Annotated in this window: 18 protein-coding genes and 2 pseudogenes; 4 read left to right on the plus strand and 16 right to left on the minus strand. The window is 62.3% G+C overall.

From position 1 onward, the window contains the following. The first annotated feature begins 107 nt into the window (after positions 1-107). Positions 108-587, plus strand: coding sequence for a recombinase family protein (locus HV744_RS21400; protein ID WP_425497799.1), 480 nt, complete (start codon positions 108-110; stop codon positions 585-587). A 343-nt stretch (positions 588-930) separates the two neighbouring features. Here HV744_RS21400 and HV744_RS21405 read toward each other — a convergent pair whose 3' ends face one another. The 14 genes and pseudogenes from HV744_RS21405 to HV744_RS21470 all read right to left on the minus strand — a co-directional run bounded on the left by HV744_RS21405 (position 931) and on the right by HV744_RS21470 (position 13,669). Then, a complete protein-coding gene (locus tag HV744_RS21405) occupies positions 931-1,764 on the minus strand; it encodes an AraC family transcriptional regulator (protein WP_175151400.1) in 834 nt (277 codons plus the stop codon). 365 nt (positions 1,765-2,129) lie between these two features. After that, the gene (locus HV744_RS21410; RefSeq protein WP_175151401.1) at positions 2,130-2,279 is read right to left on the minus strand and encodes a hypothetical protein; all 150 of its coding nucleotides are present in this window, start codon (positions 2,277-2,279) and stop codon (positions 2,130-2,132) included. 67 nt (positions 2,280-2,346) lie between these two features. Next, positions 2,347-3,570 (minus strand): dienelactone hydrolase family protein, encoded by a 1,224-nt coding sequence (locus HV744_RS21415; protein ID WP_175151402.1) that lies wholly within the window; start codon positions 3,568-3,570, stop codon positions 2,347-2,349. A gap of 41 nt (positions 3,571-3,611) precedes the next feature. Next, positions 3,612-5,252 (minus strand): AMP-binding protein, encoded by a 1,641-nt coding sequence (locus HV744_RS21420; protein ID WP_175151403.1) that lies wholly within the window; start codon positions 5,250-5,252, stop codon positions 3,612-3,614. A gap of 79 nt (positions 5,253-5,331) precedes the next feature. Beyond that, positions 5,332-5,727 carry a RidA family protein gene (locus HV744_RS21425; RefSeq protein ID WP_175151404.1) on the minus strand — a complete coding sequence of 132 codons (396 nt, stop codon included), beginning with the start codon at positions 5,725-5,727 and terminating at the stop codon, positions 5,332-5,334. Continuing rightward, positions 5,724-6,167 carry an acyl-CoA thioesterase gene (locus tag HV744_RS21430; RefSeq protein WP_175151405.1) on the minus strand — a complete coding sequence of 148 codons (444 nt, stop codon included), beginning with the start codon at positions 6,165-6,167 and terminating at the stop codon, positions 5,724-5,726. Before HV744_RS21430 ends, HV744_RS21425 begins: the two co-directional genes overlap by 4 nt. After that, complete coding sequence (locus HV744_RS21435; RefSeq protein WP_425497800.1) at positions 6,167-7,348, minus strand: acyl-CoA dehydrogenase family protein; 1,182 nt, start codon at positions 7,346-7,348, stop codon at positions 6,167-6,169. Before HV744_RS21435 ends, HV744_RS21430 begins: the two co-directional genes overlap by 1 nt. A 19-nt stretch (positions 7,349-7,367) precedes the next feature. Then, the gene (locus tag HV744_RS21440; RefSeq protein ID WP_175151407.1) at positions 7,368-8,219 is read right to left on the minus strand and encodes an enoyl-CoA hydratase family protein; all 852 of its coding nucleotides are present in this window, start codon (positions 8,217-8,219) and stop codon (positions 7,368-7,370) included. A 26-nt stretch (positions 8,220-8,245) separates the two neighbouring features. Then, entirely contained in the window at positions 8,246-8,806 is a 561-nt protein-coding gene (locus HV744_RS21445; RefSeq protein WP_175151408.1) for a MarR family winged helix-turn-helix transcriptional regulator, read from the minus strand. Beyond that, positions 8,803-9,576: an SDR family NAD(P)-dependent oxidoreductase gene (locus HV744_RS21450; protein WP_175151409.1), complete on the minus strand. Its 774-nt coding sequence runs from the start codon at positions 9,574-9,576 to the stop codon at positions 8,803-8,805. The genes HV744_RS21445 and HV744_RS21450 overlap by 4 nt, the downstream gene beginning before the upstream one ends. Then, positions 9,573-11,945 (minus strand): bifunctional salicylyl-CoA 5-hydroxylase/oxidoreductase, encoded by a 2,373-nt coding sequence (locus HV744_RS21455; RefSeq protein WP_175151410.1) that lies wholly within the window; start codon positions 11,943-11,945, stop codon positions 9,573-9,575. The genes HV744_RS21450 and HV744_RS21455 overlap by 4 nt, the downstream gene beginning before the upstream one ends. A gap of 156 nt (positions 11,946-12,101) precedes the next feature. Then, positions 12,102-12,494 (minus strand): MAPEG family protein, encoded by a 393-nt coding sequence (locus HV744_RS21460; RefSeq protein ID WP_175151411.1) that lies wholly within the window; start codon positions 12,492-12,494, stop codon positions 12,102-12,104. 84 nt (positions 12,495-12,578) lie between these two features. Beyond that, positions 12,579-13,169: pseudogene (locus tag HV744_RS21465) on the minus strand (epoxide hydrolase); the annotation flags it as partial. A 71-nt stretch (positions 13,170-13,240) separates the two neighbouring features. Then, a complete protein-coding gene (locus HV744_RS21470) occupies positions 13,241-13,669 on the minus strand; it encodes a YciI family protein (protein ID WP_175151412.1) in 429 nt (142 codons plus the stop codon). 612 nt (positions 13,670-14,281) lie between these two features. Between HV744_RS21470 and HV744_RS21475 the strand changes: the two genes are divergently transcribed. Continuing rightward, the gene (locus HV744_RS21475; protein WP_246279139.1) at positions 14,282-14,674 is read left to right on the plus strand and encodes a hypothetical protein; all 393 of its coding nucleotides are present in this window, start codon (positions 14,282-14,284) and stop codon (positions 14,672-14,674) included. Positions 14,675-14,797: 123 nt separating this feature from the next. Here HV744_RS21475 and HV744_RS21480 read toward each other — a convergent pair whose 3' ends face one another. Next, complete coding sequence (locus HV744_RS21480) at positions 14,798-15,610, minus strand: GNAT family N-acetyltransferase (RefSeq protein ID WP_175151414.1); 813 nt, start codon at positions 15,608-15,610, stop codon at positions 14,798-14,800. 165 nt (positions 15,611-15,775) lie between these two features. After that, positions 15,776-16,939 (minus strand): patatin-like phospholipase family protein, encoded by a 1,164-nt coding sequence (locus tag HV744_RS21485; protein ID WP_175151415.1) that lies wholly within the window; start codon positions 16,937-16,939, stop codon positions 15,776-15,778. A gap of 48 nt (positions 16,940-16,987) precedes the next feature. Between HV744_RS21485 and HV744_RS38040 the strand changes: the two genes are divergently transcribed. Then, a complete protein-coding gene (locus HV744_RS38040; protein WP_281363662.1) occupies positions 16,988-17,110 on the plus strand; it encodes a hypothetical protein in 123 nt (40 codons plus the stop codon). Positions 17,111-17,208: 98 nt separating this feature from the next. Next, positions 17,209-17,600: pseudogene (locus HV744_RS21490) on the plus strand (helix-turn-helix domain-containing protein); the annotation flags it as partial. Between the last annotated feature and the right edge of the window lie 141 nt (positions 17,601-17,741).

A 17,741-nucleotide genomic window follows, 5' to 3' on the forward strand; every position in this document is an offset into this window, starting at 1 on the left:
AGATTTCAGGCTGACACTTTCGTCGGAAAATCGCCATCAACGGTCAGCGTGTCGGATACGTCCGAGTCAGCGCGTTCGAGCAACACGCCGAGCGCCAGCTCGACGGAATTGAGCTTGATCGCACCTTTACCGACAAGGCGTCGGGGAAAGACACAAAGCGGCCGCAGCTCGACGCGATGATGGCGTTCGTGCGCAGCGGCGACACAGTAGTCGTGCATAGCATGGACCGGCTCGCGCGGAATCTGGACGACCTGCGCCACATCGTGCAGGCGCTGGCCCAACGCAGTGTGCGCATCGAGTTCGCCAAGGAATGTTTGACGTTCACGGGCGAGGACTCGCCGATGGCGAATCTGATGTTGTCCGTAATGGGGGCCTTTGCGGAATTCGAGCGCGCGCTGATTCGCGAACGCCAGCGTGAGAGCATCGTCCTGGCGCAGCAACGCGGCGCCTATCGCGGTCGTAAGCCAGCTTTCGCAATGACGTATAGGTGTGCCAGGCAGCGAGCGCGCTCGCAGCAGCAAATGGCAGCTTTAGAGCGACGCGAGTGTCCCATGAGGGTCGACTTCAGCCCTCCGCATTTTTCATAAGCGGTCATTCGATGGGCCGTTCCAGGTGATTGCCCTCGATGCGAAGGGCGTACCGCAAAGCCGCATCACGGCACGCCTTGCGGCGAACCTGCTGGCCGAGGCATCGCAGAGAGCGAAAGCACCCGTCGCCTGCGCAAACGCTTCGCACCGCAAAAGCCCGTCAGCGAAAAGTGCCGCAGCGTTCACAGCGGACGCTGCGCGGCACCCGGTTGCCGCGCCACACTAGACGGGCAAGCAAGGCCCGCGAACAGCAGGGCAGCACGACAGCGCAAAAATCTCGGCGACTTCCGCGCCGACGATCAAACCAATGGCCGGGCAACCCGGTCATCCCTCGAATCAACTATCAACCCTTCAACGGCAACCAGATCTCCAACCCCCCCATCCCGCTGACCGGATCGAACTTCTCGTCATACCGCTCGAAATTCGGCGCGTCCGCAGGCACATGTCCCGACGCCGGCAGCCATTGATTCCAGATCGTATTCAATGTCCTGCGAACCGTCGAAATATGCTCGCGATGACTAAACACCGCATACCTTTGCGCAGCGATCCGCATGCGACTCAACTCCGCCGGTACCGCCGAAAAATCACTAACTTCGACGCCGCACAGATAATCGAAATTGCCCGCATCGTCGGCGTTGTAGCACACGCCGTAAGCCACGCCGCCCACTTGCCCCGGTACCTTGCCGAAGTACGGGCCGAAGCGCTGCCATTGCGATGGAATCGCCGTGCTGGTATCGCACGTATAACGCTCGCTCAGACCCGCAACGAGGAACGGCTTGCCGTCTTCAAAACGCGGCGGCTCCAGATCAGTAAGAAGGGTTTGGTCCATTTTGATCGGCTCCACTATGGCGATACTGTCGAGATGACCACCCGCACGCAACGCTTCGGGCGTGAGTCCGAACTGCTCGCGAAACGCGCGCGTGAATGCCTCGTGAGAACCGTAACCGGCGTCGATGGCAACCGCCAGGATATCGGGCGCGCCGTCGGCGAGGCGTCGTGCGGCTTCGCTCAGACGGCGCGCGCGAACGTAGCGCATCACCGAGACTCCGGTGGCCGCTTCGAAAGCCCGCGCCATGTGAAAGCGCGACACGCATCCACAGTTGGCGATGTCGTCGAGCGTCAACTCGCCTGCAAAGTGGCTTTCGATAAACCAGAGCGCTTTTCCAACCGGGTTCATATCGGCTCTCATGTCAGCATGAAGCCAGCATAGCTAGCGGCGAACCGCTGCGTTTGATCGCGCTTGCGGTTTTGCAGCGAGTCCCGCCTGGCCGCGCGCAGGGGCTCAGTAATTTTCTGTCGCCGCCTCGTTACCGGCCGCGCGAGAATGACGCCGGGGGTTTCCAGCCATGGATCTTCGACGACGGTTCTTCAGTGCTGCGCTCCAGCCGGCTCAACAACGCGTTCCGCTGTGTAGACGGTGTGTGGAAAATGTCGCTACCGGACCGAGAACGTGTTTATCGCGCCGCTGCCGAATGACTGGGCGACGAATGTGCCTGAGCGCTCCGTGCTGATGGCACCGGTTGCTGCTTGAGTCACGCCGGTTCATCCGGCGGGGATCTCGATAGCAAAGGCGAGCCGCTTGTCGTATGCGCCGAGATCATCGACATCGAAGGCATGCCGATTGCGGGTGCGACGATCGATGACGCTGACCAGGCACACGTTTGGCGTTGCCCGTCCTTTCTGGCGGGTCAACCAGACGTTTTGTGCTGTCCCCGGCCCGCTGATTGGTTCGTGCGATCGGGGGATGTCCGCATTCTCCTCAAACGCGCGCCTTGCTGCCCATCAGCTCATTCGACGGCAAGGTTTCGTCGAGCAGCTTGCGCGCGCTTTCGATCCCGGCCACCGGTAATCCCTCGGGATTCAGCAAGCCCACTTGCACCAGCACCGAAGCCTGATCCCAATAGATGTGCTCGTTATAGAGCTTGTCGCCGCGAAAGCACACCACCGCCAGCATCGGCACTTCGAAATACTTGCCGGTCGGCGCGACGCCGGGCAGCAGCCAGTCGATTTCGCAGCTATGCGTGCAGCTGAAAATGAATTCGTCGACGATACGGTCCGCGCCGATCGTGCGTGAAATCGGAATCAGCTTCGTATCGGGCGGATTCGAGTTGACGAAGTGATGCGTGTAGAAGCGCTTGAGCTTGTCATGGCCGACCCCGCCGGTCATCGTCGGCACGTGATTGACGTACGGCTGCGCGACCATGGTCGGCATGACCGCGTCCACGTCGCGCGTGGCGAACTCGTGGTAGCAGTGCGCTTCCCACAACGCGTTCAGATCGTAGACCGGACCCAGCACTTTGCGCAGCAACGCGAGCGTGCGCGAATATGCCATCATCGCGGCGGGTTTGTCGTATTGCGCACGCGCCGGCGCAGCGAACGCGTGATCGCAACCGGGGTACACGTATTGCTCGATTTGCGCACGCGTGCGCAACGCGGCGCTGATCTGCTCGCGCGTTGGCGGCGGACAGTGCGCGTCGTTTTCGGGGAAGTGGAACACCATCGGGCAGCGCACGGCCGGCACTTCGTCCAGATGCGCTTCGAGGCCCACACCGTAGTAGCTGACCGCGCAGTCGACGTCGGTGCGCGCCGCGCTCAGGAACGCGAGCTTGCCGCCGAGGCAATAGCCCACCGTGCCGACCTTGCCGGTCTGCTCGGGCATCGCGCGCAACGCGGCGATGGTCGCCGCGATATCGTCGATGGCGAGGTCGACGTTGAACTGGCCGAGATAGCCGAGGGCCTGCTGCATATCGGCCGCGCCATAACCGAGCTCGATGCCCGGCTTGATCCGCCAGAACAGATCCGGCACCAGCACCACATAGCCTTCCTCGGCGTAGCGGTCGGCGGTTGCCTTCATCGAGTCGTTGACACCGAAAATCTCTTGCAACAGGACGAGCCCTGGGCCCGAGCCTTGCGCCGGACGCGCGACGTAAGCGTTGAAACGGCCGCCATCGTGGGCGACGACTTCGATGAAAGAGGCGGCCATGCGGTGTGTCTCCATCCAGCATAGTTGCTGCGGAAAGTAGGTTACGCCATCGCGCGCAACTCGAAGCGTTTGAGCTTGCCGGTTTCGGTGCGCGGCAACGCATCGACGAACGTGATGACGCGCGGGTATTTATACGGCGCCACGCTATTTTTCACGAAATCTTGCAGTTGCGCGACCAGTTTGTCATCCGGCGCATAACCTGGATTGAGCACGACGAACGCCTTGACGATCTGTCCGCGGGTGCCGTCCGGCACGCCGATGACTCCGCATTCGGCCACCGCGTCGTGTTGCAGCAGCACGCTTTCCACCTCGGGACCGGAGATGTTGTAGCCGGCCGAGACGATCATGTCGTCGGCGCGCGCCTGGTAGAACACGTAGCCGTCTTCGTCGAGATAGACCGAATCGCCCGGCAGATTCCAGCCGTCGCACACGAAATTCAATTGCCGGTCGTCGGCGAGATAACGGCAGCCGGTCGGGCCACGCACCGCGAGTTTGCCGATCGTGCCGGGCGGCACCGGCTGCATCGCGTCGTCGACGGCTCGCACGACGTAGCCCGGCACCGCGCGGCCAATCGCATGCGGACGAATCTCGTCGCCCTGCGCCGAAATGAAAATGTGGATCAGCTCAGTGCCGCCGATCCCGTCGATCATCTCGATGCCGGTCGCGTCGTGCCACAGGCGCCGCGTGGAATCCGGCAACGCTTCGCCGGCCGACACGGTTTTCTTCAAGCTCGACACGTCGTGGCGCGCGACGAGCGGCGCCATTTGCCGGTAGAAGGTCGGCGCGGTGAACATGATGGTCGCGTGAAAACGTTCGACGATCTGCAGCAGGCTCTCGGGCGTGAGTTTCTCGATCAGCACCGTGGACGCCCCCACCCGCAGCGGAAAGCACAACAGGCCGCCGAGGCCGAAGGTGAACGCGAGCGGCGGCGTGCCGCAAAACACATCGCTCGACGACGGCTTGAGCACATGACGCGGGAACAGATCGCACATCGCCAGCACGTCGCGATGAAACTGCATGCAGCCTTTCGGCGCGCCGGTCGTGCCGCTGGTGAAGGCGATCAGGCAGACGTCTTCGGCGGCGGTGTCGCACGCGGTGAAGTGCTCGGGCTTGCTGATCGCGAGAGTGTCGAGCGAATCGGCGGAGGCGTCGTGAAACAGGCGCGTTTGCTTCAGGCTCGCGCAGTAGAAATCGTCCCGCGGATCGGTGCAGCGCGCCAGTTCGTCGGTCAGGCGCGCGTCGCACAGCGCCGCGCTGACCTGCGCCTTGTCGATGATCTGCTTCAGTTCCTTCGCGCGCAGCAAAGGCATGGTCGGCACCACGACCAGACCGGCCTTCAGTGCCGCGAGCGCGGTGAAGGCCATCTGCAACGTGTTCGGCCCGCGCAGCAGCACGCGGTTGCCGGGCTGCAAACCCATTTCGTCGACCAGCACATGAGCGCTGCGATTGACCAGCGCGAGCAGCTCGCCGTAGGTGGTGGCGCGCGGCGCGCCGTCCACCTCGGACCAGATCGCCGGACGGTCGCGATGGCCTGCTTCGATAGTCCGGTCGAGCAACTCCGTCGCGCAGTTCAGGCGCGCCGGGTAGGCCACGTCCGGGTTGTCAAGCAGTAAGACGGGCCATTGATCTTGCGGCGGAAGATTGTCGCGCGCGAAAGTATCGACGTGTGCTGACGGTTCCATCTGTGTCTCCCGGGCCTTGAGCCGGCTGAATGCGCTTCGGTTGGCGTTGTAGATTACGTGTGCTGGTTTCGTTCGATGCTTACTGCGGAATCACGGCGGTCGCCTCGATTTCGACCTTCGCTTCGTCTTCCATGAGTGCGACGACCTGCACCGCGCTCATCGCGATGTCGTAGTTGCCGATCAACTCGCGAAACGCGCGGCCGATATCCTTCAGCGACGCGATGTATTCGCGTTTGTCGGTGACGTACCACGTCATCCGCACCAGATGCTCGGGCTTGCCGCCCGCTTCGTGCAGCACGGCCACCACGTTCTTGAGCGCCTGGATGGCTTGCGCGGCGAAGTCGGTGGTCTGGAACTGCGCCTGTTCGTCCCAGCCGATCTGGCCGGCGATGAACACCTGCGTGCCGCTGGCCGCGACGCCGTTCGCGTAGCCGCGCGGTTTGATCCAGCCGGCGGGAAGGAGAGCTGTTTTCATGAGCGATGCGCCTCGATGGATTCAGGTTGGGGGGCAAACGTCGCGAGCGCGCTCGCGATGTCGGCGGGAATGTCGATGGATTTGCCGCTTTCGAACGACGTGGTCACGAGCACCTGCTTTGCGCGAAAGCGGGTTTCGCCGCCGCAATGGCCGACGATCTCGAGGCTGATCGAGCGCCGGCCGATCGCGTTCACATGGAGCGTCAGCATGATCGTTTCGCCCATCTGGCTCGGCCGCGCAAACTCGCAGTCGAGTTTGACGATCGGCAAGCCGCACCGGCGTTGCGCGATCATCTGCGCATAGTCGACGTGCAAACCTTCGTTGAACCAGTCTTCGACCAGCGCGTTGGTCATCACCAGATATTGCGGAAAGAACACAATGCCCGCCGGATCGCAGTGCGAGAAGCGGATGCGCACGGGGCGTTCGAAGACCGTGTTCATTAGTGATGCTCTCCGGCAGCAGCATGCGCTTTCAACAGATCGCGGCCGATGATCAACTGCTGCACTTCGGTCGCGCCTTCGTAAATGCGCAGCGCACGAATCTCGCGGTACAGCATCTCGACGGCGGTGCCGCTTTGCACACCCATGCCGCCAAAGAGCTGCACGGCGGCGTCGATCACCTGTTGCGCGCCTTCGCTCGCGTGCCACTTCGCCATTGCCGCTTCGCGCGTGACGCTTTCGCCTTGATCGCGCAGCCACGCGGCGCGATAGACCAGCAACGCGCTGCTGTCGATGGTCAACGCCATCTGCGCGAGCTTCGCCTGCGTGAGTTGGAAATCGCCGAGCGTCTGCCCGAACATCTTGCGCGACGCTGCCCGTGCGATACCCTCGGCCATTGCATGACGCGCGAACCCGAGCGATGCAGCCGCCACCGACGTGCGGAAAATATCCAGCGTGCGCATTGCGAGCTTGAAGCCTTCGCCGGGCGCGCCGAGCATCTGGCTGCGCGGCACGCGTGCGCCGGAAAAATGCAGACGGGCGAGCGGATGCGGCGCGATCACGTCGATGCGTTCGGCGATCTCGAGCCCCGACGTATCGGCATCGACAATGAATGCACTGATGCCGCGTGCGCCCGGCGCTTCGCCGGTTCTCGCGAACACCACGTAGAAATCGGCGATGCCGCCGTTGGAGATCCACGTCTTGTCGCCGTCGAGCACGTACGCGTCGCCGTCTGCGCGGGCCGACAGCGCCATCGCGGCGACGTCCGAGCCCGCTTCCGGTTCCGACAGCGCGAACGCGGCGAGCGCCGTGCCGTTGGCGACGCGCGGCAAATAACGCGTCTTTTGCTCATGCGTGCCACCGAGCGAGATCGCGCCTGAGCCGAGGCCCTGCATGGCCAGCGCGAAATCCGCGAGGCCCGAATGCCTGGCGAGCGTTTCTCGCAGTAGACACACGGCGCGCGTGTCGATCGTGTCGCCGTGACCGCCGTACGCGACGCCGCCGACGCCGTATTTCAGCCAGCCCGCCGTACCGAGTTCGCGCACCAGTTGGCGGCAGGTTGCGTCGACGTCCGTGTGTGCTGCATGCGAGAGATTCGCGCGGCACCATGCTTCGATACCGGCGGCCAGTTCGCGATGACGCGGCTCGAAGAACGGCCACGCCAGCGCGCTGTGCAAATCCATTTGATTGTCAGCGCTCAACTTAGTCTCCCTCGAACACCGGACGCGACTTCGCGGCGAACGCGCTGTACGCGCGCTCGAAATCGCGTGTGCTCATGCAGATCGCCTGAGCCTGCGCTTCCGATTCGATCGCTTCGTCGATGCTCATGCTCCATTCCTGGTGCAGCATCTTCTTCGTGATGCCGTGCGCGAAAGTCGGACCGGCGACGAGATCGGCGGCGAGCTTCTGCGCTTCATCGACGAGCGCGGCCGGATCGCACAGCCGGTTATAGAACCCCCACGCGTGGCCCTCGTCGCCGCTCGCCGAGCGGCCGGTGTAGAGCAATTCGGCGGCGCGTCCCTGGCCGATGATGCGCGGCAGGATTGCGCAAGCGCCCATGTCGCAGCCCGCGAGACCGACCCGCGAGAACAGGAAGGCGAGCTTGCTGCGCGTGGTGCCGAGGCGCATGTCGGAGGCCATCGCGAGAATCGCGCCCGCGCCGGCGCAGACGCCGTCGACTGCCGCGATCACCGGTTGCGGGCAATCGCGCATCGCTTTGACGAGATCGCCGGTCATGCGCGTGAAGAGCAGCAGCTCCGGCATCGGCAGATCGATCAGCGGCGCGATGATGTCGTGCACGTCGCCGCCGGAACAGAAGTTCTCGCCCGCGCCGTGGATCACGACCGCCTTGACGTCGGTCGCATAGGCCAGTTGCCGGAACAGATCACGCAGTTCCGCATACGATTCGAAGGTCAGCGGGTTCTTGCGCTCCGGGCGGTTCAGCGTGATCGTCGCGACCTTCTTGGTCACCGACCACCCGAAGTGCCGCGCTTCATATCCGGCGAGCGTGAGGCGGTTGCCGGCCAGCAGCGCGTCGGCGTTGGATCGTGTCATGGGTGTCTCCTGCGGTTCGATGCGCTTCAGTCTTTCAGACTGTCGAGCAGATGTTGCTTGAGTTTGCCGAGGCGTTGGTGCGTGCGCGACTTTTCATCGAGGTTCAAGCCGCCGAACAGTTCGACGACCCATTGCTCGTGCGCGACCGCCATCTTGTCGAACGCCTGGCGGCCAGCGGGAGTCAGGCACACGCTGATCGAACGGCGGTCGTTCGGATCGGTGTCGCGCGAGACCAGTCCTTCTTTTTCGAGCTGATCCGTAATGCCGGTGATGTTGCCGCCGGTCACCATCAGACGGCGTGACAGCTCGGTCATCTTCAGGCCTTCCGGGTGGCGCTCGAGCTGCGCCATCAGATCGAAACGCGGCAGCGTCGTGTCGAATTCGTTGCGCAGACGCTTGCGTAGCTCGGCCTGCACGAGGTTGGTGGTGGTCAGCATGCGCAGCCACAGACGCAGACCCATGTGGCTGTCCACGCCCGTGCTCATTTCGAGGTCCACGACGTTCTCCGCGGGTTTGGCGACGCCTTTGCGCTGCGGTTTCGTTTCACCTGCCGCGGCGGGCTTCTTGATGTTGGATGACTTGGTCACATCACTTCTCCACCAGAGATGGAAACGGATTGCCCCGTGATGGCATCCGAGCCGGGTTGGCACAGCCACAGCACGCTGTTTGCGACCTGCTCGGGACTCACGAAGCGATGTTGAGGATTGGAGCGCAGCAAGGTTTCGCGCGCCTGCTGTTCGGTGCGCGAGGTCTTGCTGGTGATCTGTTCGAGCGATGCGTGCAGCAGTTCGGTTTCCGTGTAGCCTGGGCAGACGGCGTTGACCGTGATGCCTTTCGTCGCGACTTCGAGTGCGAGCGAGCGCGTGAGACCGATCACGCCGTGCTTCGCGGCGCAGTAGGCGGCGACGTACGCGTAGCCGATTTGCCCCGCCGTGCTGGCAACATTGACGATGCGGCCGCGACCGCGGTCGAGCATGCCGGGCAACGCCGCGCGCGTGCCGAGAAACACGCCGGTGAGGTTCACGTCCAGCATGCGCTGCCATAGCGCGAGGTCGGTGTGCGTGAACGGTGCGGCTTGCGCCTGGCCCGCGTTGTTGACGAGGATATCCACGGCGCCGGCCTGACTGAACGCATTCGCAACCGACTCTTCCTGCGTCACGTCCATGCCGATGCACGCAACGTCGCCCAGCGTTCGGCATTTTTCCGCCTGCATGTCGAGCCGCTGCACGTTGCGGCCCATCAAGGTGACGCGTGCGCCGGCACGCAGCAGCGCTTCCGCGACCGCCGCGCCGATGCCGCTGCCACCGCCGGTGACGACGGCGTGCTGTCCCGCGAGCGGGGAGTCAGGCGTATTCACGTGGTTCCTTCCGCGCGTTGTGCGCGTTCTTGCGCCGACAGACCGGCATTCGCGGCCGCCTGCGCGCGCTCGCGTTCCAGGTTGCGTTCGAGCTGCGACTTCGCGGCGATATAGGGCTTCGGCCACGCGACATCGAAGTAGCCGATCTTCGCCGCTTCGTTCAAGGTCCACGACGGATTAGCCAGATGCGGACGTGCAATCGCGCACAGATCGGCGCGGCCCGCGGCGATGATGCTGTTCACGTGATCCGCTTCCGAAATCGCGCCGACCGCGATCGTCGCGATGCCGGCTTCGTTGCGCACGCGATCGGCAAACGGCGTCTGGAACATGCGGCCGTACACCGGCTTTTCGTCCTTGCTGACCTGTCCCGACGACACGTCGATCATGTCGGCGCCGGCTGCCTTGAAGGCGCGGGCGATCTTCACGGCGTCATCCGGCGTCGTGCCGCCTTCGACCCAGTCGTTCGCCGAGATACGTACGGAAATCGGCTTGTCTTGCGGCCAGACTGCGCGGATCGCGTTGAAGACCTGCAACGGATAGCGCAACCGGTTTTCCAGCGAACCGCCGTATTCGTCGGTGCGATGGTTGGTCAGCGGTGACAGGAAGCTCGACAGGAAATAGCCGTGTGCGCAGTGCAGTTCGAGCCAGTCGAAACCGGCTTCGATCGACATCCGTGTGGCGTTGACGAATTGCGCTTCGATTTCGCGCAGCTCTTCATGAGTGGCTTCGCGTGAATGCTGGCTGACGCCGCGCAGATACTGTTGCGGCGATGCCGAGACGAGCGGCCAGTTGCCTTCGGCGAGCGGTTGATCGATGCCTTCCCATGAGACGCGTGTCGAACCCTTGGCGCCGGAATGGCCGAGCTGAATGCCGATCTTCGCATCCGACTGGCGATGCACGAGATCGACGATCCGCTTCCACGCGCGGAGATGTTCGGGTGCATACATGCCGGGACATGCGGGCGTGATGCGCGCTTCGGGCGACACGCAGGTCATTTCCGTCATGACCAGCGCGGCGCCGCCCATTGCGCGGGCGCCGAGATGCATCAGATGATAGTCGCCGGCGATGCCATCGACAGCCGAGTATTGCGCCATCGGCGAGACCACCACGCGGTTCTTCAGCGTGACGCCGCGTAACGTGAACGGCGTGAACATCGGCGGGACGGAGTGCTTGTCCGGCGCGCGCTCGACGCCCGAGCGCCGGGCCAGCCAGTCTTCGAAGCCCGACAGATAGCGCGCGTCGCGCTCGCGCAGATTTTCGTGCGAGATGCGCTGCGAGCGCGTGAGCAGCGAATACGCGAACTGTTGCGGCTCGAACGACGTATAGCGGTCGACGTTTTCGAACCACTCCGTTGAATTGCGCGCGGCGTTCTGGATGCGCAAGACGTCGATGCTGCGCACCTCGGTGTAGTGCTTCAGCGCGGCGGGCAAATCGCCGGGATGGGCGCCGATGCTGTTGGCGAGTTCGATCGCGTCTTCGAGCGCGAGCTTGGTGCCCGAGCCGATCGAGAAGTGGGCGGTATGCGCGGCGTCGCCCATCAGCACGACTGGCGTTTGCGAGCCGTTGGCGTTGCGGCGCCAATGCACCCATTCACCATTGACGACGCGCGGGAAACGAATCCACTGCGACGAGCCGCGCAAGTGCGCGGCGTTCGACAGCAACGCATTGCTGTCCAGATACTTCGCAAACAGCTTTTCGCAGAAGGCGATGCTGTCTTCCTTGCTCATCTCGTCGAGACCGGCGGCGCGCCATACGCGCTCGGGTGTCTCGACGATGAACGTGGACGTCTGATCGTCGAAACGGTAGGCATGCGCCTGGAACCAGCCGAATTCGGTTTCTTCGAACGCGAAGGTGAACGCGTCGAAAAGCTTTTTGGTGCCGAGCCAGACGAAGCGGCAGTCGCGCGTGTCGATGTCCGGGTGATAGGTGTCCGTGTACTTTTGCCGGATCGCGCTGTTCAAGCCGTCGCAGGCAATGATCAGGTCGGCTTCGTAGACGCTGTCGTCGGTTACCTGGGTTTCGAAGACCAGCTTGACGCCGAGTTCTTCGCAGCGTGCCTGCAGGATATTCAGCAGCCGCTTACGACCGATGCCGCAGAAGCCGTGTCCCGACGAGCGGATTTGCTGGCCACGGAAGTTGATCTCGATGTCGTCCCAGTGGTTGAACGCGTCGAGGATCGCGTCCGCGCTGGGGGCGTCGGCGGCGCGCAGATTGCCGAGCGTCTGGTCGGAGAACACGACGCCCCAGCCGAAAGTGTCATAGGGACGGTTGCGTTCGACGACCGTGACTTCGTTTTCGGGGTTGCGGGATTTCATCAACAGACCGAAATACAACCCGGCCGGGCCGCCGCCGATACAGACAATGCGCATGCTTGTTCCCCCAATGTGGACTTTGCTGTTGAAGTTAATTTAGACCTTGATAGTTTAGGTGTCAAGTAAATTCGGAGGGAAGATGGATGCGTAGTTTCGGAGCAGGTGAAAGATGTCAGTCAATGTCCGCCGGCAGCGGCTTGCGCGGCCGGCGGGCTAACGGCCGATGAGCAATGCGACACAGAGGGCCACCCCGAACGCGTAGGTTCCCAACGCTCCGATAGCACGGGCCGGATTGGGCTTCGACATGGTGGGCCAGGCAAGCAGCGAAACCACCAGGAGCAGCCGGCAGGCAGTTGCACCTGCCATGCACCAGAGCTGCCAGTGAGGCGGGTTCTGAGAGCCGAGGTACAGAAAAAGCACCGCGAAGAACGGAGCGTACTCGGCGGTATTACCGTGGGCACGAACCAGTTTGGTTAGCAGCCGGTCAGGCTCAGGCGCGTAGCCGCTCAGCAGGCCGGCGCGAAATCGCACGACCGAGATGGTGAGTCCAAGTCCGAACAGGAGCAGACCGAGGACGCCGGTGCAGGCCAGTGCAATGCTGTTCATTCCATACTCCTTGTCTGAAAGTGGAAATCAGCGATTCGGCGACGCCTTGCGGGCGGCGGCACCGCGTCGTGCGCACCTTTGAGCTCAGCGCAGTGACCGGAAGCTCGTGCGAACCTCGTCCGAGAAAGCTTGTGGCTGCTCCCAGGCAGCAAAGTGTCCGCCTTTGGGGAGGCGGTTATAGTGAATCAGTTTCGGATAGGCCTTCTCTGTCCAGCTCTGCGGGGCGGCATAGATCTCATCCGGAAAGACGCTGACGGCCGCCGCGATGGCGACATGCTTCGGCGCAAAGAAGTTGAGCTTGTTTTCCCAATATAGCCGGGCCGAAGAGATTGCCGTGTTCGTGAGCCAATAGAGCGTGACGTTGTCAAGAATGTCGTCTCGTGAAAGACCTTCTGACTGCCCGTCAAAGACGCGCGCGATGAGCGCCTGACTGCTGGCGTCGTGGTCGAGCATCCAGGCGGCGAGGCCGATCGGCGAATCTTCGATTCCGTACAGCGTCTGCGGCCGGTTCGCCATCTCCAGCGCGTAGCCCAAGCCGTGCTTGTAGAAATAGTCGAGCTGATCGAACGCGTGCTTCTCGTCGGCGGAGAGCCCTGCCGGCGCCGGCGCGCCCACCTTGAGTGCCTCTGCAACGTTGTCCGGTATGGTAGCCGGCATGTTGGTGTGAATGCCGAGTGGAGCATTGCCGAGCTGCGAGCACAGGTGAAAGCCTTACGACGCAGACAGCGCTGCGTCGCGCAACAGTATCAGCGGGACTGCGCGTCGATTTGCTGCCGCAGACGCTTCTCCTCCTCCTGAAGCTCCGGCGTAAAAGCTTCACCGAAGTCGGCAGGTTCAAAAAAGGGCCGAATTTCGATCTCCGAGTCGCTTGTCATCGGATTCGGGCAGCGGCGTACCCATTCGATCGCTTCGTCCATCGATTGGACTTGCCAGATCCAGTACCCGGCGATCAGTTCCTTGGTTTCGGCAAACGGGCCGTCAACGACGGTTCGGTCCTTGCCGGAAAACTTTACGCGCACGCCCTTCGAGCTCGGTTTCAGTCCGTCGCCGCCCTGCATGATGCCGGCCTTGACCAACTCTTCGTTATATTTGCCCATTGCCGCGATGAGTTCCGTGCTCGGCATTTGCCCGGCCTCGGATTCGGGCGTTGCCTTGATGATGACCATCACTCGCATTGAGTTTCTCCTGAGAAAACGATGAATTTCAGATTGGATTGAGAGGCGATCGCAGCCTCCAGCACTACGACGAATGATTGTGCGGAAAATCGACAGGCGCAAGGTATCACGCTGTGCCGTCTCTATCTGATCGCACATTTCCGCGGCGATCCGGCGGTGCGCCACGACATGCCTGGCTCGCTCCGGCGCTGTGCGTGAAGCGCTACATCAAGAGCGGCATCGTACGGCCTCGTACGGCCTCGCGACCACCGCGTCGCTTGCGATACTTTTCGTCATCCTTTCAGCTTGCGGGCCACGCGGGAGCGTGTACCACGTGGATCGCCGGAAGCTGGCGGACGCTCCAAACATTCGGGTAGCGAGACGCGAATGACTGACTACAATGTGTGGATACAAGCGAAGCTGCAAAGGCGGTCTGTTCAGACACGGTCGGTCTGGACATAACGGTCGTTAGTGTGACGTTTCAATTCCTTCATTGGAGGCATGCTCATGACGTGCCTGAACGAAAGGATTGCCGGCGCAATGTTTTTTATGCTGAGCGGGTATGCGTTCGCGGCTGACCTTGTCATCGATTCGCCCGCGGCGATGACGGTTGCAAACATTGCGCCTATGCCCATGAAGACGGTTCCGCCGATTCCGGAACCGCAACGCTATTTGCAGCGTTATGAAATGGAATATCAGTCGGATCAGGGCGGCCCGTTTTACTCGCAAATCGAGAACTTCTATAGCGTGCAGGTGGCGCATGACGCCCGATTCGGCGACGGGAAAGCCAGCCTGGCGCCCGCGGAAGCCCCACCTCTGGCAGCGAGCTATCTCCGTATGGGGCCGTCGACTGCGCCGCAGATCTCGATCATCCAGTTGCCCAACGCGACCTTGACGCTCGGTTCACAACCGCAGCGCAGGCTGTCGTTGACCGTCGACGACTGGGTCTTTACTGCCACAGCGCGTCTCGCGATTCTCCATTCACACGGTACGGGCGCGACGGTTACTGTGCGGCACGGCTTTTGATCCGAGGTATGCGGGTTAACTAGCTGTTCTGGAAGGCCGCCATTCGATGCTTCGAAGAATGCGAAGCGATGCGGCTCGATTGCACGATGCCTGATCGTCGCCCGGGCGGCAACAAAGATCAGCTCATCCGAGTTCGAATGAGGTGATCCCGAACACGCGCGCCATCGGAATCGCCGGCGGCGCTTTCGTGTACATCCTTGCAGTTTCGAAGGTGCTGGCCATACCGTATCGTTCAGCCATGGCGATGGCCGCAGCGTTGCTCTCCGGCACATCGATCGAGACCATCTCACCCGGACACCTGGAAAGCAGCGCGCTGAACAGTCCTTCGGCAGTCCGCTCGTCGTCGGCAAAGAGCGGGCCGATCTTGCGGCCGTGGCGGCAGTTGCGCAGCACACCATAGCCACGAATGCGGTCTTCGCGTATCGCGGTCAGCGCGACAACATCGGGCTGGGCAATCCATGTACTCAGGAAGCTCGATCGGGGTGCGGGGAACCACTGCCGGTCGTACGCGGCCAGTTGATCGAATGGCACGGCAGAGAGATCGGATATGGCCGCGCTCTGTGCACCGCGTGCGATGCCTTGAAAGCGGATATTCCGATGTGCAAGCTGAAACCCGGACTTTCTATAATTCGCCTGCTGTGCGACGACTCCGTCAAGGCCGATGTTGCGCTCGCCAAGGTAGGCCATTGCGTGTCGCCAGATCCGAAGCCCCAGTCCTCTGCCGCGAAAGTCCGGTTTGACGATGTACAGGCCGATGAAGCCGAAATCCTCGTCATAGGCGACAGCGGAGATCGAGCCGACAGGCTCACCGTGCAACTCGCCAACCAAAAATCCGCCCGGGTCGGCGGCCTGAAAGCAGAACGCATCGTGGCAACCGGGATTCCAGCCTTCCAGCGCCGCCCACTCGATCGCCAGCGCGACTTCTTCGGCCTTCATCGGACGAACGACGCAGTCCCGTTCCCCCTCTGTGATTCTGCTCACGACGCCTCCAAGACGGCTTGTGCGGCGCGTCAGGTCCGTGCCGATTTCGGTTCCACGGCCAGCCAGAAACCCGCGTATGGCCTTGCGGGTTACAGGCAGAGGTGGCGATGATAACAACGGTTATCTTCGGCCTTCCACGGAGGCCATTCGAAACACCGAGATGCCTTCCATCGGATCCAGTCTATCGCGCCAGGGTGCCAGCTTCAACAAGCGGGCCGTGTCTTCATAGCCTGCGAGCCAGCGGCGCTCGATGCCACTCGACGAAAAATCGATATCCCTGTTCAAATCGTCGTTATCGAATGCCGGCGCGTCGAGTTCCAACACCTGCATCGTCGTGCCACAACCCCAGGCGAGCAGCTCCTGGACCTCAGGAGCATCGCGTTTCTCTTCAGGGACGTACTTGCCGAGTTCGCGAATCACATGACGAAGGCAATGAATCTGCTTCTGTCGAGCAAGATGGCTTTCGTTACGACTCGAATACTGAATGTCGCGTTGCCGGCTCATCACCTGCAAGATTGATTCGGGTTGCGGACCGTTTGACGGCCACAACTGCACCGAGAAAATCACCGAGTCGCGCCGCGGCCGGTCGTCGAGCACGGCTTCGAGTGGTGTATTCGAATAGATGCCGCCGTCCCAGTACGATTCGCCTTCCAGTTGCACGGAAGGAAAGCCGGGCGGAAAAGCGGCTGATGCCATTACGTGCTCGACGTCCATCGGCGCGTCGCGATTGGTGAAATACCGCATGCGTCCGCTTTGGACATTGACTGTACCGACGGTCAGTCGCATCGCTTTCTGATTCAGGTAGTCGAAATCGACGAGCGACGACAAGGTTGCACGCAGTGGTCCCGTCGAATAGAACGCTGCCCGGTCGGGACGAACGTGCGCCTGAATGCCGGCCCAGGATCCCAATTGTGGGGTGAAGAACGACGGCACGCCCTGAGTGACCGTGGCGAGGTCGCGCAGCCAGTTCCCGAGTATCGGCAGCCAGCTTGCCGCCTCGACGCCATGACGTGCCACACCGTCCCAGAACTGGGTCAATCGCGCGATTCGGTTCTCGGGCAGATTGCCTGCGATGATCGCGCCATTGACCGCGCCGATCGACGTGCCGATCACCCAGTGAGGTTCGACCTTGCCGTCATGGAGCGCCTGGTACACACCCGCCTGGTATGCGCCGAGCGCACCGCCTCCCTGAAAGACCAGGACGATCTGGCCGGGAATGTCCGGCGCGCCGTCCGACCGGTCGGCTCGATTCGTGTTGCGCTTTCCGTGCGTCTTGTCGCCCATGGTCGGCCTCCCAGACTAATGCTGCGGTTGTGATGATTCTGCCACGGCATGATCGACATGACGGAAAAGCCGGTTCATGGCCAGAGACGCGGCCATGCGTGCAGGGTTCGTCTGGCGGAGAACGGCTCGATACTTGTCGAGCGCAAGGAGGTCGTGATCGTGCTCTCTTGAGCGTCACGCACCGCTAGTGTTCCGAGTTAAGAATTCATTGCCTTATTTGCGTTGAGTACTAACCTGGGTTGCAGGGTACGCAAATACGCGAGGCGACGATGAGAGGAAGACCGAAGGCGCCACTGGTCTTGAGTGAATCGCAACGCGAACAGCTCATTGCGCTGACAATGCGGCGCAAGACCGCGCAGGCGCTGGCGTTGCGCGCACGCATTGTTCTGGCGTGCGCCGAGGGCATCGACAACCAGACGGTCGCGACAAGACAGCGTGTCACCTCGCCTACGGTTTCGAAGTGGCGTTCGCGATTCATCAATCACCGCGTGGACGGGTTGCTCGATGCACATCGCGCCCGGGAGCACCGAGGACGATCGACGACTCCCAGGTAGACGCGCTCATTGCACGCACGCTTGAGTCCGTGCCCACGGGAGCGACTCACTGGAGCACGCGCACAATGGCCCGCGAGATGGGGCTGTCGCAGACTGCCGTGACAAAGGAGCAACGGAACGCTGATTCGCGAGGTCAGCAAGCAGCTTCGCTTATACCTCGGATCGGCGGACCATCGCGCTCGCATGGCCGGATTCGGCTTGACTAACAGGGAGATTGATCCGGCGATTGCCCGCGGAGGACATCACGA

It is taken from the genome of Paraburkholderia ultramafica (assembly GCF_902859915.1).
Classification (GTDB): Bacteria; Pseudomonadota; Gammaproteobacteria; order Burkholderiales; family Burkholderiaceae; genus Paraburkholderia; species Paraburkholderia ultramafica.

Bases quoted from the DNA above. Each gene is read 5' to 3' on its own strand.
- HV744_RS21475 (WP_246279139.1), top strand. From the start codon at position 14,282: ATGAAGACGGTTCCGCCGATTCCGGAACCGCAACGCTATTTGCAGCGT.
- HV744_RS21415 (WP_175151402.1), bottom strand. From the start codon at position 3,570: ATGGCCGCCTCTTTCATCGAAGTCGTCGCCCACGATGGCGGCCGTTTC.
- HV744_RS21430 (WP_175151405.1), bottom strand. From the start codon at position 6,167: ATGAACACGGTCTTCGAACGCCCCGTGCGCATCCGCTTCTCGCACTGC.
- HV744_RS21435 (WP_425497800.1), bottom strand. From the start codon at position 7,348: ATGGATTTGCACAGCGCGCTGGCGTGGCCGTTCTTCGAGCCGCGTCAT.
- HV744_RS21455 (WP_175151410.1), bottom strand. From the start codon at position 11,945: ATGCGCATTGTCTGTATCGGCGGCGGCCCGGCCGGGTTGTATTTCGGT.
- HV744_RS21480 (WP_175151414.1), bottom strand. From the start codon at position 15,610: ATGAAGGCCGAAGAAGTCGCGCTGGCGATCGAGTGGGCGGCGCTGGAA.
- HV744_RS21420 (WP_175151403.1), bottom strand. From the start codon at position 5,252: ATGGAACCGTCAGCACACGTCGATACTTTCGCGCGCGACAATCTTCCG.
- HV744_RS21440 (WP_175151407.1), bottom strand. From the start codon at position 8,219: ATGACACGATCCAACGCCGACGCGCTGCTGGCCGGCAACCGCCTCACG.
- HV744_RS21470 (WP_175151412.1), bottom strand. From the start codon at position 13,669: ATGCGAGTGATGGTCATCATCAAGGCAACGCCCGAATCCGAGGCCGGG.
- HV744_RS21460 (WP_175151411.1), bottom strand. From the start codon at position 12,494: ATGAACAGCATTGCACTGGCCTGCACCGGCGTCCTCGGTCTGCTCCTG.
- HV744_RS21485 (WP_175151415.1), bottom strand. From the start codon at position 16,939: ATGGGCGACAAGACGCACGGAAAGCGCAACACGAATCGAGCCGACCGG.
- HV744_RS38040 (WP_281363662.1), top strand. From the start codon at position 16,988: ATGATCGACATGACGGAAAAGCCGGTTCATGGCCAGAGACGCGGCCAT.
- HV744_RS21405 (WP_175151400.1), bottom strand. From the start codon at position 1,764: ATGAACCCGGTTGGAAAAGCGCTCTGGTTTATCGAAAGCCACTTTGCA.
- HV744_RS21425 (WP_175151404.1), bottom strand. From the start codon at position 5,727: ATGAAAACAGCTCTCCTTCCCGCCGGCTGGATCAAACCGCGCGGCTAC.